The 13,989-nt window shown below is 25.5% G+C and carries 14 protein-coding genes and 2 tRNA genes; 13 read left to right on the top strand and 3 right to left on the bottom strand.

Features of this window, described 5'->3' with window-relative positions; all coding sequences use genetic code 11:
- The first annotated feature begins 4 nt into the window (after nucleotides 1–4).
- The 12 genes from BUMPG002_RS02910 to dut all read left to right on the top strand — a co-directional run bounded on the left by BUMPG002_RS02910 (nucleotide 5) and on the right by dut (nucleotide 12,509).
- On the top strand, nucleotides 5–1,165 hold the full coding sequence (locus BUMPG002_RS02910) for a mannitol-1-phosphate 5-dehydrogenase (RefSeq protein ID WP_025369187.1): 1,161 nt from the start codon (nucleotides 5–7) through the stop codon (nucleotides 1,163–1,165).
- A gap of 99 nt (nucleotides 1,166–1,264) precedes the next feature.
- Nucleotides 1,265–3,031 carry a DNA mismatch repair endonuclease MutL gene (gene mutL / locus BUMPG002_RS02905; protein WP_025404232.1) on the top strand — a complete coding sequence of 589 codons (1,767 nt, stop codon included), beginning with the start codon at nucleotides 1,265–1,267 and terminating at the stop codon, nucleotides 3,029–3,031.
- 41 nt (nucleotides 3,032–3,072) lie between these two features.
- Nucleotides 3,073–3,984, top strand: coding sequence for a tRNA (adenosine(37)-N6)-dimethylallyltransferase MiaA (gene miaA, locus BUMPG002_RS02900; protein ID WP_025369185.1), 912 nt, complete (start codon nucleotides 3,073–3,075; stop codon nucleotides 3,982–3,984).
- Nucleotides 3,985–4,141: 157 nt separating this feature from the next.
- Complete coding sequence (hflK, locus tag BUMPG002_RS02895) at nucleotides 4,142–5,362, top strand: FtsH protease activity modulator HflK (RefSeq protein WP_025369184.1); 1,221 nt, start codon at nucleotides 4,142–4,144, stop codon at nucleotides 5,360–5,362.
- A 2-nt stretch (nucleotides 5,363–5,364) separates the two neighbouring features.
- Entirely contained in the window at nucleotides 5,365–6,294 is a 930-nt protein-coding gene (gene hflC, locus BUMPG002_RS02890; RefSeq protein WP_025369183.1) for a protease modulator HflC, read from the top strand.
- Between the two features lie 52 nt (nucleotides 6,295–6,346).
- Nucleotides 6,347–7,636 (top strand): adenylosuccinate synthase, encoded by a 1,290-nt coding sequence (locus BUMPG002_RS02885; protein ID WP_025369182.1) that lies wholly within the window; start codon nucleotides 6,347–6,349, stop codon nucleotides 7,634–7,636.
- Between the two features lie 56 nt (nucleotides 7,637–7,692).
- A complete protein-coding gene (gene rnr / locus BUMPG002_RS02880; protein WP_044006147.1) occupies nucleotides 7,693–9,867 on the top strand; it encodes a ribonuclease R in 2,175 nt (724 codons plus the stop codon).
- Between the two features lie 171 nt (nucleotides 9,868–10,038).
- Nucleotides 10,039–10,380, top strand: a complete 342-nt coding sequence (gene rpsF / locus BUMPG002_RS02875) for a 30S ribosomal protein S6 (protein ID WP_025369181.1) — start codon at nucleotides 10,039–10,041, stop codon at nucleotides 10,378–10,380.
- 104 nt (nucleotides 10,381–10,484) lie between these two features.
- Nucleotides 10,485–10,712: a 30S ribosomal protein S18 gene (gene rpsR, locus BUMPG002_RS02870; protein ID WP_025369180.1), complete on the top strand. Its 228-nt coding sequence runs from the start codon at nucleotides 10,485–10,487 to the stop codon at nucleotides 10,710–10,712.
- A gap of 45 nt (nucleotides 10,713–10,757) precedes the next feature.
- Nucleotides 10,758–11,210 carry a 50S ribosomal protein L9 gene (gene rplI / locus BUMPG002_RS02865; RefSeq protein ID WP_025369179.1) on the top strand — a complete coding sequence of 151 codons (453 nt, stop codon included), beginning with the start codon at nucleotides 10,758–10,760 and terminating at the stop codon, nucleotides 11,208–11,210.
- A gap of 46 nt (nucleotides 11,211–11,256) precedes the next feature.
- Nucleotides 11,257–12,006 (top strand): 3'(2'),5'-bisphosphate nucleotidase CysQ, encoded by a 750-nt coding sequence (gene cysQ / locus BUMPG002_RS02860; RefSeq protein ID WP_025384601.1) that lies wholly within the window; start codon nucleotides 11,257–11,259, stop codon nucleotides 12,004–12,006.
- A 44-nt stretch (nucleotides 12,007–12,050) separates the two neighbouring features.
- Nucleotides 12,051–12,509, top strand: a complete 459-nt coding sequence (gene dut, locus BUMPG002_RS02855; RefSeq protein ID WP_044010859.1) for a dUTP diphosphatase — start codon at nucleotides 12,051–12,053, stop codon at nucleotides 12,507–12,509.
- A 16-nt stretch (nucleotides 12,510–12,525) separates the two neighbouring features.
- Here the strand turns inward: dut and pyrE are convergent, their stop codons facing one another.
- Together pyrE and BUMPG002_RS02845 are read right to left on the bottom strand one after the other, a co-directional pair.
- Nucleotides 12,526–13,170 (bottom strand): orotate phosphoribosyltransferase, encoded by a 645-nt coding sequence (gene pyrE / locus BUMPG002_RS02850; protein ID WP_025369176.1) that lies wholly within the window; start codon nucleotides 13,168–13,170, stop codon nucleotides 12,526–12,528.
- 131 nt (nucleotides 13,171–13,301) lie between these two features.
- A tRNA-Ile gene (locus tag BUMPG002_RS02845) sits at nucleotides 13,302–13,374 on the bottom strand.
- A 149-nt stretch (nucleotides 13,375–13,523) separates the two neighbouring features.
- Here BUMPG002_RS02845 and BUMPG002_RS02840 point away from each other — a divergent pair.
- Nucleotides 13,524–13,596: transfer RNA gene (locus tag BUMPG002_RS02840), tRNA-Asn, on the top strand.
- 21 nt (nucleotides 13,597–13,617) lie between these two features.
- Here BUMPG002_RS02840 and BUMPG002_RS02835 read toward each other — a convergent pair.
- On the bottom strand, nucleotides 13,618–13,926 hold the full coding sequence (locus BUMPG002_RS02835; RefSeq protein ID WP_025369175.1) for a DUF496 family protein: 309 nt from the start codon (nucleotides 13,924–13,926) through the stop codon (nucleotides 13,618–13,620).
- Nucleotides 13,927–13,989 lie beyond the last annotated feature (63 nt).

The following is a 13,989-nucleotide window of genomic DNA, read 5'->3' as shown; positions in this document are numbered from 1 at the left end:
GATTATGAAAGCACTCCATTTTGGAGCAGGAAATATTGGACGTGGTTTTATTGGAAAAACATTATCAGAATCCGGTTTTAATGTAATTTTTTCTGATATTAATCAAAATATAGTAGATACTATAAATAATAATAAAGAATATTCTGTTAGAATAATCGGAAAAAATAAAAACTATGTTGTTAACGTTACAAAAGTTAGTGCAATAAATTTTAATGATATCAAAACTAAAGAAATAATTGCTTCAGTTAGTTTAATTACTACTGCAGTTGGACCTCTTGCTTTAAATAAATTAGCTTCAATTCTTGCAGATGGAATTATATTAAAAATTAAAAAAGAATCTATTAAGCCACTTAATATTATTGCTTGTGAAAATAAAGTTCAGGCAAGTTCTGCTTTAAAAAAAGCTGTACTTGAAAAAATATGTACAAAGTATCATGACTATTTAGACAGATATATTGGTTTTGTAGATTGTAGTATTGATACAATCATACCTGTAATAAATCACGATAAAAATAATTTATTTTTAATGGTTGAAGAATTTAAGGAATGGATTGTTAATTCAAATCAGTTTAAAGGAAGTATACCAAATATAATTGGGATGAAATTAAGCAATAATTTAAACCCTTTTATAGAAAGAAAGTTACTAACTCTTAATACTGGACATGCGATTGCTGCATATTTAGGTTTAATAAAAAAACATAAAACAATACATGATGCTATTGTAGATAAAACAATACGTCCTATTGTACGCTTAGCTATGGAAGAAAGTGGAGCTGTTCTTATCAAACGTCATAATTTCAATAAAAAAGATCATTTATCCTATATTAATAAGATTTTTTTTCGTTTTGAAAATCCATTCTTATCAGATACTCTCGAACGTATAGCACGAAATCCGTTGCAAAAATTAGGAAAAGAAGAACGTTTAATTAAACCTTTATTAGGTAGTATTGAATACAAACTGCCTTATATAAATTTAGCAAAAGGTGTTGCAGCTGCATTTCACTACCAAAATCAAAATGACTTAGAATCCATAAAAATTTCTTCTTTAATAAAAAGAAAAGGTATTAAAAAAACTTTAATTGAAATTTGTCATTTATCAGAAAATAGCCCAGAGGTATATTCTATTATTTCAGAATATATGTCTATTTTAAAAACTATTATATGAATTCGATATTTATGTTTTGAATATATTTTTTAAAAATATTTATCATAAAAAATAATTATTTTTTACAAATTATATTAAATTAATTTAGAGAACTAGGTAATGCCTATTCAAATATTACCATCTAATTTATCCAGCCAAATTTCTTCTGGAGAGATTATTGAACGACCTGTTTCTGTAATTAAAGAACTTATGGAAAATAGTATAGATGCTGGTTCTAAAAATATTAACATAGAAATTGAAAAAAATGGTCTTCAATCTATTGTCTTACAAGATGATGGTTGTGGAATCTGTAAAGAAGAATTATTACTTGCAATATCACATCATGCTACTAGTAAAATTAGTTCATTATCAGATTTAGATGACCTCCGAACTTTTGGATTTAGAGGAGAAGCTTTAGCTAGCATCAGAGCCGTGTCAAGATTAACTTTAATTTCTTCTTATCAATCAAATGATCTTGGTTGGAAAATATATTCAGAAAATTTTATGGATAATCAAGATATCATCTTGCAACCCATAGCGCATCCGAAAGGTACTACAATTATAGTAGAAAATTTATTTTATAATATACCAGTACGTCTAAAATTTATAAAAAATGAAAAATTAGAGTTTTTGAAAATTTGTGAAATATTTAGAAAAATAGCTTTATCTCATTTTCATATAAATTTTTCACTTAAACATAATAAAAAATTAATTGCTAAATACAATGCAATAAAGAAAAAATCTGATAAAATTCATCGATTGCAAGATATTTTTGGCAAAATCGATATCAACAAAATGATAAAAATAAAATCAAAAATAAATAATTTATTATTATGTGGTTGGATATCACTTCCTCATTTTCCTGAAAGACTAGAGAATATTAGATATATTTATGTTAATAATAGATGTATCCGTAATAATCTTATTTTAAATGCGATTCGTTCCGCTTATTCTAAAATAGAAGCAAATAAAAATATATCTTTTATTTTATATTTAACGATGCCATGCAATAAAATTATTACTTACATTCACCCTACTAAAAATAAAATTAAATTTAATAATTCCAATGAAATTTATGTATTTATTTATGAATCTATTTTATTTTATTTAGCAAAATTAAAAAATAAAATTTTCTTAAAAAATACTTTATTTAATAAAAATGATTTTCAAGTATATGAAAAAAAAGAATTATATAGTTCAGAATCCTTTTATCTTAATTTTTTTGTATTAATATCTTCTTATTTTTCTAAAAATAAAATTTTTTCCAAAAATATAAATACAATAAAAAAAAAAGATAAAATTTGTAAATATGATACCTATTTAAAAGAGTATTCTTGTTGTTTTGGAAGATTATTAATAATTATTCGTAATTACTACGGGTTAATTTATCATAATGATAATTTTTTATTGATTTCATTTCCTGTTGCTAAAGGAATTATTAAGAAAAAAAAATTAATAAACAATATTCAAAAAAAAATAATACCTGAATCTTTTTTGACTAATATTAAAATTAATTTTAAAAATCAAGAATACATGATTTTACTTAAAAATAAAGAAGTTTTATTAAAATTTGGATTTAAGTTAATTTTTAAAAAAAAATATATTATTTTAAATTCTATTCCTTCTTTTTTTCAAAAAAAAAATATTGATATATTAATATCAAAATTTTTTTTATTTTTGTTTTTTAAAAAAATAATATTAGTTGAAGATGTCATTAATTGGTTTTATATTAATGTTTTTATCGAATTAAAAAATTGGAATTATCCTAATGCTATATCAATATTATTAGAATTAGAATACTACTATCCTTTATTGTTAAAAAATCCTCCAGCAAAACTATTGCAAAAAGTTAATATTAATACGGCATTATGTATGTTAAAAATATGAATTTTAATAATAAAAAAAAACTGCCATTAGTTATTTTTTTAATGGGTCCAACAGCAAGTGGAAAGAGTCAACTTGCTATTCATCTTAGAAGATATTTGCCAATCGAACTCATTAGTGTAGACTCTGCATTAATTTATCGAGGAATGAACATAGGAACTGCTAAACCGAGTTTTTTTGATTTATATAATCATCCGCATCGTTTATTAAATATTAAAGATCCAATTGAATATTATTCAGCAGCAGAATTTCAAAAAGATGCTCTAAAAGAAATTAATAAAGTTATCGAACTAGGAAAAATACCTTTTCTTGTTGGTGGAACAATGTTTTATTACAATGTATTATTACATGGATTATCTTTTCTGCCAGCAGCTAATATTAAAGTGCGTGAATATTTACTACAAAAATATCACAAAAAAGAATTTTTATATAAAAAATTAAAAATAATAGATCCTATCTCTGCCAATCGAATTCATAAAAATGATTTTTACAGAATATTAAGAGCTTTAGAAGTATTTTATCTTTCTGGAAAAAATTTAACAGAACTGAAAAAAAATAAAAATTATCAATTCCCTTATAATATTGCACAATTTTCAATGATGCCGCCAAGTAAAGAATGGTTAAATAATAGAATTGAACTTCGTATTAAAAAAATGTTAATGTTAGGTTTTCAAGAAGAAGTAGAAATACTTTTTTTTAGAGGAGATTTACATAGACATTTGCCTTCTATTCACTGTATAGGATATCGCCAAATGTGGGAATATCTTGAATATAAAATTAGTTACCAGGAAATGGTACATAAAATAATTTACGCAACAAGGAAACTAGCTAAAAATCAATTAACATGGTTAAAAAGATGGAAAAATCTTCATATCATATTATCTAATTCTTGTATTAATATTTTGATTGATCAGATATTAAATAAACTTCAAAAAATAAGTAAAGAATATATTTAAATTTAGTAATATATATAAAAATAGAGTTTTACTTTTGTAGTATATAAAATATATTATTTGTATTTATACTTTTTATATAATTTTATTATATATACATTTAATGATGAAAGTATTTTTTTAAAGTGATTATAGTAAAAACTAATAAACGAGGTACAAAATGGTCTGGAATAAACCAAACGATAATAAACCTGAACTTGATCCATGGGGGGATAAGAACAGTGATAATAAAAACCGTCCAGACAATAAGAATCAAAAAAAAATAAATCGATTAGATATAAAATATTTTTTTTGTTATATAAAAAATATTTTTATTAACACTACTCATTCTTCAGTTCCACCAAAAAAGTCAATTCATCCTTTGATAATCATATCGTGTATAAGTTTTTTTATTTGGTCCATGAGTGGGTTCTATACTATTAAAGAAGCTGAACGCGGTGTTGTAACTAGTTTTGGTAAATTTAGTTATTTAGTTCAACCAGGATTAAATTGGCGACCAATTTTTATTAATGAGGTAAAAGCTGTAAATGTTGAAACTGTACGTGAATTAGCAACTTCCGGGGTTATGTTAACTTCAGATGAAAATGTGGTACATGTAGAAATGAACGTACAATATAAAATAACTAATCCTGCTGATTATCTATTTTCTGTTTGTTATCCAGATGATAGTCTACGACAAGCAACAGATAGCGCCTTAAGGGGTGTAATTGGTCATTCAACTATGGATCGAGTATTAACAGAAGGTCGAACTTTAGTTCGTAGTGATACTCAAAAAGTAATTGAAGAAACAATTAAACCATATAAAATGGGAATAACAATATTAGATGTTAATTTTCAAACAGCTAGACCTCCAGAAGAAGTTAAAGCAGCTTTTGACGATGCAATTGCCGCTCGTGAAAATCGTGAACAATATGTGCGTGAAGCTGAAGCTTATTCCAATGAAGTAGAACCTAAAGCTTATGGTCAAGCCCAAAGGATATTAGAGGAAGCACGAGCATATTCATCGCGTATTATTTTAGAAGCTCAAGGAGAAGTTGATCGTTTTTCTAAAATTTTGCCTGAATATAGAAAAGCTAAAAAGATAACTTTAAAACGTTTATATATAGAATCTATGGAGCGACTGTTAAGTAAAAATAAAAAAATATTTATAGACAAAAAAAATAGTGCAATTTTTTTTGTAACTTTAGATAAATTTTTTTCTAATATGAAATCAATTAATAAGAAAACTATAAAGAATATTACTTTTAATGAAAATAATCCTTATTCTGTCAAGAAAGATAAATCTATTGATTATTTTCCTTCATTATCTCCTAAAAGTGTTTTAGAACAACGCCGTATTAATTCTATACGAAGTGATCTTAAAAATTCAGAGAGAAAATGAATATGAGAAAAGTATTAATTTGTCTATCAAGTATTTTATTTTTTTTATTTTCTTCTTCTTTTTTTATTGTGAAAGAAGGAGAACGTGGAATTGTTCTTCAATTTGGTCGTGTTTTAAGAAACAATGAACAAAAAACTTTAGTATATACTCCTGGATTACATTTTAAATTTCCATTTTTAGAAACAGTGAAAATGTTAGATGCACGTATTCATACTATGGATAACCAAGCAGATCGTTTTGTAACAAAAGAGAAAAAAGACTTAATTGTTGACTCTTATATAAAATGGCGGATAAATGATTTTAGTCGTTATTATCTTGCGACAGGTGGAGGTGATATTTTTCAAGCTGAAGTATTATTAAAAAGAAAATTTAGTGATAGATTACGTTCTGAAATAGGTTGTCTTAATGTCAAAGAAATTGTTACTGATTCAAGAGGAAGATTAACCACAGATGTTCTTAATTCTTTAAATCGAGGAACTATTAATTTAGAAAATACATCTTTAATTAATGTAAATAGTATGAATGCATTAGGGATTCAAGTTGTAGACGTTCGTATTAAACAAATTAATTTACCTGTTGAAGTTTCTGATGCTATATATAATCGTATGAGAGCGGAAAGAGAAGCAGTAGCTAGAAGTCAACGTTCTCAAGGACAAGAAAAAGCTGAAAAATTACGTGCAACAGCAGATTATAAGGTATCTATAATATTATCAGAAGCCAAAAAAGAAGCTTTAATTATTAAAGGAAAAGGAGAAGCTAAAGTTACAAAAATATTTGCAGAAAATTTTAGTAAAGAACCTTATTTTTATTATTTTATTCGAAGTTTACGTGCTTATGAGAATAGTTTTAAAAAAAATGAGAATCTTATGTTGCTCAGTTCCGATAGTGAATTTTTTAAATATATTAATAAAATGATCGCTATTGAAAAATAATACATTTTTGATAGTAAAACTCAAATTAAGATTGAGAAAATAGGCATAAAAAATGAAGAAAAATATTGTGATTTTAGGAACTCAATGGGGAGATGAGGGAAAAGGAAAAATAGTAGATTCCTTGACTCAGGATAGTGCATATGTTGTAAGATATCAAGGAGGACATAACGCTGGTCATACCTTAGTTGTTAACGGAGAAAAAATTATTCTTCATTTGATTCCATCTGGAATATTGCATGATAATGTTATAGGGATCATTGCTAATGGTGTAGTTGTGTCTCCATTAGAGTTAATGAAAGAAATTAAAATGTTAGAAAAACGTAGTATTTCTATTAATAATCGTTTAATTCTTTCTCATGCTTCTCCTTTAATCTTGCAATATCATATTGATATGGATGTAGCACGTGAAAAAAAATTGGGTATTAATGCATTAGGTACAACTGGAAGAGGTATTGGACCAGCGTATGAAGATAAAGTAGCGCGTCGAGCATTGCGTTTGAGTGATTTAAAAGATGAAAAAAAATTAGCAATACGTTTAGAAAAAATAGTAGATTACTATAATCATCAATTAGTGTCTTTCTATCATCAAAAATCTATTGATTATAAAATAATTTTAAGAGATTTATTACCGACAATAGATTTTCTATATGATATGATTCAAGATACTACTGCTATTTTACATCAAGCTATTGCAGATAAGAAAAAAATTGTTTTTGAAGGAGCACAAGGTAGTTTTTTAGATATTGACCATGGAACATATCCATATGTGACTTCTTCTAATAGTACTATTGGAGGTGTAATAACAGGTACAGGGGTTGGTCCTAAAAATTTAGATTATATCCTTGGCGTTACTAAAGCATATTCTACACGAGTTGGTTATGGTCCGTTTCCTAGTGAGCTATTCAATAATATAGATAAACATCTTTCTCATAAAGGAAATGAATTTGGTTCAACAACTGGTAGAAAAAGACGTACTGGTTGGTTAGATACAGTATCTTTATGTCGTGCAGTAAAAATTAATTCTTTATCTGCATTATGTATAACAAAATTAGATGTTTTAGATGGTTTAGATGAAATAAAAATTTGTATATCTTATAAAAACAATCATACATCAGAAATTATCAAATATCCTAGTATAGATGATTGGGAAAATATAACACCTATATATGAAATTCATCCTGGATGGAAGAAAAAAACTTTAGGTATCAAAAAATTAGAAGATTTACCTTATGCAGCACGTAATTATATTAGTCGCATAGAAGAAATCACGCAAATTCCTATTGATTTAATTTCTACAGGTCCTGATCGTTTTGATATTATTTTCATCAATTCATATAATTAAATTTATTTAATTGAAATATAATATAACTATGAAATGATATAAATGGAGAAGTAAATATGGTAGTAGATCCCTACCAAAAACGAGAAGCTAAAAAATATAAAAATTCTATTCCAAGCCGAGAATACATCTCATCTTGGCTTAAAAAATGTCAAGATTTAATTAGTCAAAAAAAAATAGAAAGAAAATTTGGTATTATTCATCAAGAAGAAAAAAAAGCATTACGTCGAAGATTAAGAGCAATGGAACGAGATGGTCAAATTATATATACTAAAAATCGTTGCTATATTAATCCTGATAATATCAAAGTAGTACAAGGAAAAGTTATAGGACATAAAGATGGTTACGGTTTTCTTCGAATAGAAACATCACAAGATGACCTATGGCTTTCATCAGAACAAATGAAATTTTGTATTCACGGTGATGTTATTTTAGCTTATATTGTAAATTCTGATAGAAAAGGACGTAATTCAGCAAAATTTTTAAAAATACTTAAGGCGAATGATTCTTTAATTGTAGGTAGATATTTTTCAAAAAATAAAATAAAATTTGTAGTGCCAGATGATACTCGTTTTAATTTCAAGATTCTTATATTTTCACATAGAGAAAATATTTCGATAGGATCGATTGTAGTTGTAAAGTTAAAAAAACATCCTACAAGAAACAATAAAGCAGAAGGATTAATAGTAGAAGTTCTTGGAAAAGAAATGGGTACTAATTTAGCTATAGATATAGCATTGCGAAAACATTCTATTCCATCTTTTTGGTCCGAAGATGCTCAAAAGCAATTATCTCAAATTAGTCATAAAATTAATTTATGTGATTTTAAAAATCGTATAGATATGAGACATATTCCTTTTTTTACTATTGATGATGAAGATGCTCGTGATTTTGATGACGCTGTTTTTTGTAAAAAAAAAAACAATTCAGAAGAAGGTTGGAATTTATTAGTAGCAATTGCAGATGTTAGTTACTATGTTAAACCCAATACTGCATTAGATAAAGCTGCTTTAGAAAGAGGTACATCTGTATATTTTCCTTCATTAGTTGTTCCTATGTTACCAGAAAAAATTTCTACAGATTTATGTTCTTTAAATCCTTTTAAAGAACGTCTATGTTTGATATGCGAAATGAATTTATCTAATACAGGAGAATTAATTAGCTATAAACATTATGAAGCAGTAATATGTTCTCATGGAAGGTTTACATATAATGAAATTTTTAAAATTTGGAATGGCGATATTTTTTTGCGTTCTAAATACAAAAAATTCTTGAAAGATATTGAAAATTTATCATATTTACAGAAAGTTTTTAATAGAGATAACATTTCTAAAAAAGGTATCTATTTTGAAAATATAGTAGCTAAATTTGTTTTAGATTCTAATTTAAGAATTAAAAATATTTATCAAGATATTAGAAATGATGCGCATAAATTTATTGAATCATGTATGATTTTAGCAAATATAGCTTCTGCTTCTTTTGTTCAAAAATATAATCATCCTGTTTTATTTCGCAATCACAATCCTCCCAAAAAAAATAATATTGTTACTTTTCGTTCGTTTTTAAAAGAATTAGGTCTGTCGTTATTAGGAGGAGAAATACCAGAATCTATACATTATTCAAATTTATTAAAAAATATTTCTAATCGTCCTGAATATGAAATGATTCAAACAATATTATTACGTTCTATGCAACAAGCTGTTTATTCACCAAATAATTGTGGTCATTTTGGTTTATCTTTATATAGTTATGTTCATTTTACATCACCTATTAGACGCTATCCTGATTTAGTACTACATAGAGTAATAAAATGTTTATTATCAGAAAAGAAATCACTTTCTTATAAAGATTGTGATTCTTGTTTATATAATATATTTGAAATGAAAAAAATAGGACAACACTGTTCCATGACTGAAAGACGTGCAGATGAAGCGAATCGAGACGTAATTGATTGGTTGAAATGTGATTTTATGTATAAAAAAATAGGTGACATATTTACTGGTGTGATTTCTAATGTCACTTCGTTCGGATTTTTTGTTCGTTTAAATCAATTTTTTATTGAGGGATTAGTTCGTATCGCTTCTTTAGAAGATGATTATTATTATTTTGATGCTTTAGGTCTTAAATTAATCGGAAAATCTAATAAAAATACTTATTGTCTTGGTGATATTTTAAAAGTAAAAGTTTATTCTGTTAATTTAAATGAAAGAAAAATAGAATTATCTTTGATATAGAGTTAAAAAGTATTTTATTGCTAAAAAATTAAATTGTATTGATTTTTTTAAAAAAGTAAAATATTATATAAATATATCATTTTTAATAATTTAAAAAAATTCCTTGCTTCCTTAGAAAATAAGTATAAATCATCTTGTAAGGAAGCTAAAACCAAAAGGAGCGCATTTTTTATGCGTCATTATGAAATAATATTTATGATTCATCCTGATCAAAGTGATCAAGTACCTTCCCTTATTGAAAAATATAAAAAAATTATTCATCAAAATTCTGGTATCGTACATAGATTAGAAGATTGGGGTAGGCGCCAACTATCTTATTCTATTAATAAATTACATAAAGCTCATTATATTCTGATGAATATAGAAGTGCTTCCTCAGACTATTAATATTTTAGAAACAGAATTTCGTTTTAATAATTTTATTCTTAGAAATATTATTATATGTATGAAAAATGCAATAACTGAATTATCTCCCATCATGAAATTAAAAGATGATAAGAAAGAAAAAAAATAGACTTTATTATAAATTATATTTCTATATTATTTTTTTAAACATCTCAATTTTATTTTTAATCATAAAAATTTCTTTTATTGTTACTGTTTTTTAAAGGGAAAAAAATGGCACGTTATTTCCGTCGTCGAAAATTTTGTCGTTTTACTGCTGAAAATATACAAGAAATAGATTATAAAGATATAGCTATTTTAAAAAATTATATTACAGAAAGTGGTAAAATTGTTCCTAGTCGTATTACTGGTACTCGAGCAAAGTATCAAAGGCAATTATCAAGAGCAATTAAAAGAGCTCGTTATCTTGCTCTATTACCGTATACTGATCAACATCATTAATATAATTTTATTTTTTATTAAAATCCAGAGAGAGAATAACAAATAATGGAAGTTATACTTCTTTGTCAAATTCGTAAATTAGGCAGTTCTGGTTCAATTATTAACGTTAAGTCTGGTTATGCAAGAAATTTTTTAATTCCGAAAGGTAAAGCAATTCTAGCGAATAAAAAAAATGTTGAATCTTTTGAAGCTCAACGTATCGAATTAGAAAAAGAAAACACTAGCAAATTACTTATAGCACAAACACGTGCTGAAAAAATAAAAAACATAAAATCTATCACAATTTTTTCTAAAGTAGGAAAAGAAGGTAAAATATTTGGTTCAGTTGGTATTAGAAACATTCTTAAAGAAATGATATCGTTAGGTGTAAAAATAAATAAAAAAGAAATTCGGTTGCCTAATGGTTTGTTACGTAAAGTTGGAGAACATCAAGTTATTTTTCAACCACATAATGAGATACAAGTTAGTTTTATAGTAAATATTATCTCAAAAAATTAATTTTTAATAATGTATTTCTAATTACTATAAAAAATATGGCATATTCATGTTAAACAAAGTTTGTAAATTAGCTCGTCATGCGGGCAGTGTTATTATGAAATTTTATAATTCAAAAGAATCTATAAATGTTGCTTATAAATTAGATAATACACCGATAACTAATGTTGATCATGAAGCTCACAATATAATCAAAAAAGGACTGTTTTCAATTAATCCGAATATTCCTATTATTTCTGAAGAAGAAATATATAATCTTGATTTTTGTCGTCATTGGAAACGTTATTGGCTGATTGATCCATTAGATGGAACTAAAGAATTTTTAAAAAAAAATGGTGAGTTTACAGTCAATATTAGCTTAATTGAAGACGATATACCTGTATTAGGGGTAATATATGCTCCTTTTTTTGATGTTTTGTATTCTTCTTACAAGCAAAAAGCTTGGAAAGAAAAAAAAATAGGTATAAAAGAAAAAATTACGGTATCTCATTCGAAATATCTGGTTATCATAACTAGTCGTTCACATCCTGATAAAGAATTGAAAGATTATTTAGCAAATATTAAAGATTATCAGTTAAAAAGTTTAGGTTCTTCATTAAAATTTTGTTTAATTGCCGAAGGAATAGGACAAATTTATCCAAGATTTGGAAACACTAATATTTGGGATACTGCAGCTGGTCATGCTATTGTTGTTGCAGCTGGTGGAAAAGTTCAAACCTGGCAAGGTGTAGAACTCAATTATTCATTATCTTCTCGTTCTTCTTTTCTCAATCCCGGGTTTTGTGTGTCTGTATTTTAACTTTTTTTTATTACATTTTTGTTGATTAAGAAAAATATAATTTTATGATGAATAATATTAAAGTAAAAATTTTAAATTTACATGGAAAAAAAAATTTTTCATTGCCTACGTATTCAACTTCAGGATCATCCGGTCTGGATCTTAGAGCCTGTTTAGAAAAAAAAATAAAATTAAAAGCGAATGAAACTATTTTAATTCCAACTGGAATTGCTATATACATTGAGAATCCTTATATTACAGCAATTATTTTACCTCGATCTGGACTCGGTCATAAAAAAGGAATTGTACTAGGTAATTTAGTTGGTTTAATCGATTCTGATTATCAAGGTCAATTAATGGTATCTCTTTGGAATCGTAGTCAAAAAGATTTTTATGTTAATCCAAGTGATAGAGTGGCACAAATAGTTTTTATTCCAATTATCAAACCATGTTTTTCTGTAGTAGAAGAATTTGATTTAACTAAACGTGCTGAAAAAGGTTTTGGTCATTCCGGTGTTTCTTAAGATAGAATTTTTGATATTAATAGATCCCATATTTTTCACGATATTTTATTAATTCTGGTACATGTTTTTTTAATTTATTTTCTTCTAACAAATAAGATATAAGATCTTCAATAGTAATTATTGAGTTGATTTTATAACTGTTTTTATTTTTCAAGTGATGAATAGTATGTAAATTTCTTTTTCCTTTTTCTTTTCGGTCTAAAAGAACAAATATAGAGGAGATATGAGCTTTTTTTTCCTCTAAAATATTAATAGAATAATGTATTGCAGTGCCCGATGTGACCACATCATCTAAAATAATAATTTTTTTATTTTGAATTTTTTGACCAATTAAATCTCCTTTTTCTCCATATTTTTTTTTCTCTTTTCTATTAAAAACATACGGAATATTTAAATTATAGAAATTTTTTAGAGCGATAGAAGTTGCGACAACAATTGGAATACCTTTATATGCTGCTCCAAATAATATATCGAATTCTATTTTAGAATCTATGATAGAATGTGCGTAAAGTACACCGATTTTAATAATGTCTTTACCACTAGATAATAAACCTGAATTAAAAAAATAGGGACTGGTTCGTCCTGATTTTAATATAAAACTACCAAATTTTAACGCTTTTTTTTTGAAAGAAAAATCAATAAATTCTTTTTTCCAGTTCATAAAAATTAAATCCTAGTTCATCATAAAAAATTTAGAATGTTATAGTAAATATTAATATTTTAATTGATATTTAAAATTAGCATGATATTTATTTTTATTAGATAATGTGTAGAAATTAAGTTTTATTTTAATGGCCCCTGCTGGATTTGAACCAGCGACCAAGCGATTATGAGTCGCCTGCTCTTACCACTGAGCTAAAGGGCCGTATTTTTTATTATATTTATTACTATAAATCAATTTTTTCTAATAATCTATAGTTCTTTTAAAAATTTTATATTTTTTAAAATAAAATTTTATATTTCGATATATATATTTGACAGATATATAAATTTTTGGTATATATGTATCTATATTCCTCTGTAGTTCAGTTGGTAGAACGGCGGACTGTTAATCCGTATGTCACTGGTTCGAATCCAGTCAGAGGAGATAAAATTTTTTAAAATAATATTAATCTATAATTAATTTTAAATCTTTAGATAAACTCCTTTTTTCTTTTGATAGTTCTGCATTTTTAACAATATAATCATCTACTCTGTCTTCATAATCACTTTTCATCATAAAAATTATTTTTTTAATTTCTTCATAATTCATATCTGGTGTAATATATTGACTAAGATTATCAAGAAGTAATATTCTTTTTTGATTATCTCTAATTTTTTTTTCAATATCACAAATTTCTCTTTTAATTTTATTTTTTCTTCTAAATTTATGTACGAATTCTAAGACATTTTTAAATGATTTTTTTGTATCAGACATGTTTAAATCCTTTTTTCTTTATTTTATGTTTTATTTGAATAGAAATAATGTTTAAGTAGTTTA

The sequence above is a fragment of the Buchnera aphidicola str. G002 (Myzus persicae) genome (genome assembly GCF_000521565.1).
In the GTDB taxonomy this organism is placed as follows: domain Bacteria; phylum Pseudomonadota; class Gammaproteobacteria; order Enterobacterales; family Enterobacteriaceae; genus Buchnera; species Buchnera aphidicola_C.
Note: the sequence above shows the minus strand (reverse complement) of the source record. Positions and strands in the feature narration are given on the sequence as shown.

Coding starts and splice junctions, on each gene's coding strand:
- BUMPG002_RS02910 (WP_025369187.1), top strand. CDS start 5: ATGAAAGCACTCCATTTTGGAGCAGGAAATATTGGACGTGGTTTTATT.
- mutL (WP_025404232.1), top strand. CDS start 1,265: ATGCCTATTCAAATATTACCATCTAATTTATCCAGCCAAATTTCTTCT.
- miaA (WP_025369185.1), top strand. CDS start 3,073: ATGGGTCCAACAGCAAGTGGAAAGAGTCAACTTGCTATTCATCTTAGA.
- hflK (WP_025369184.1), top strand. CDS start 4,142: ATGGTCTGGAATAAACCAAACGATAATAAACCTGAACTTGATCCATGG.
- hflC (WP_025369183.1), top strand. CDS start 5,365: ATGAGAAAAGTATTAATTTGTCTATCAAGTATTTTATTTTTTTTATTT.
- BUMPG002_RS02885 (WP_025369182.1), top strand. CDS start 6,347: ATGAAGAAAAATATTGTGATTTTAGGAACTCAATGGGGAGATGAGGGA.
- rnr (WP_044006147.1), top strand. CDS start 7,693: ATGGTAGTAGATCCCTACCAAAAACGAGAAGCTAAAAAATATAAAAAT.
- rpsF (WP_025369181.1), top strand. CDS start 10,039: ATGCGTCATTATGAAATAATATTTATGATTCATCCTGATCAAAGTGAT.
- rpsR (WP_025369180.1), top strand. CDS start 10,485: ATGGCACGTTATTTCCGTCGTCGAAAATTTTGTCGTTTTACTGCTGAA.
- rplI (WP_025369179.1), top strand. CDS start 10,758: ATGGAAGTTATACTTCTTTGTCAAATTCGTAAATTAGGCAGTTCTGGT.
- cysQ (WP_025384601.1), top strand. CDS start 11,257: ATGTTAAACAAAGTTTGTAAATTAGCTCGTCATGCGGGCAGTGTTATT.
- dut (WP_044010859.1), top strand. CDS start 12,051: ATGATGAATAATATTAAAGTAAAAATTTTAAATTTACATGGAAAAAAA.
- pyrE (WP_025369176.1), bottom strand. CDS start 13,170: ATGAACTGGAAAAAAGAATTTATTGATTTTTCTTTCAAAAAAAAAGCG.
- BUMPG002_RS02835 (WP_025369175.1), bottom strand. CDS start 13,926: ATGTCTGATACAAAAAAATCATTTAAAAATGTCTTAGAATTCGTACAT.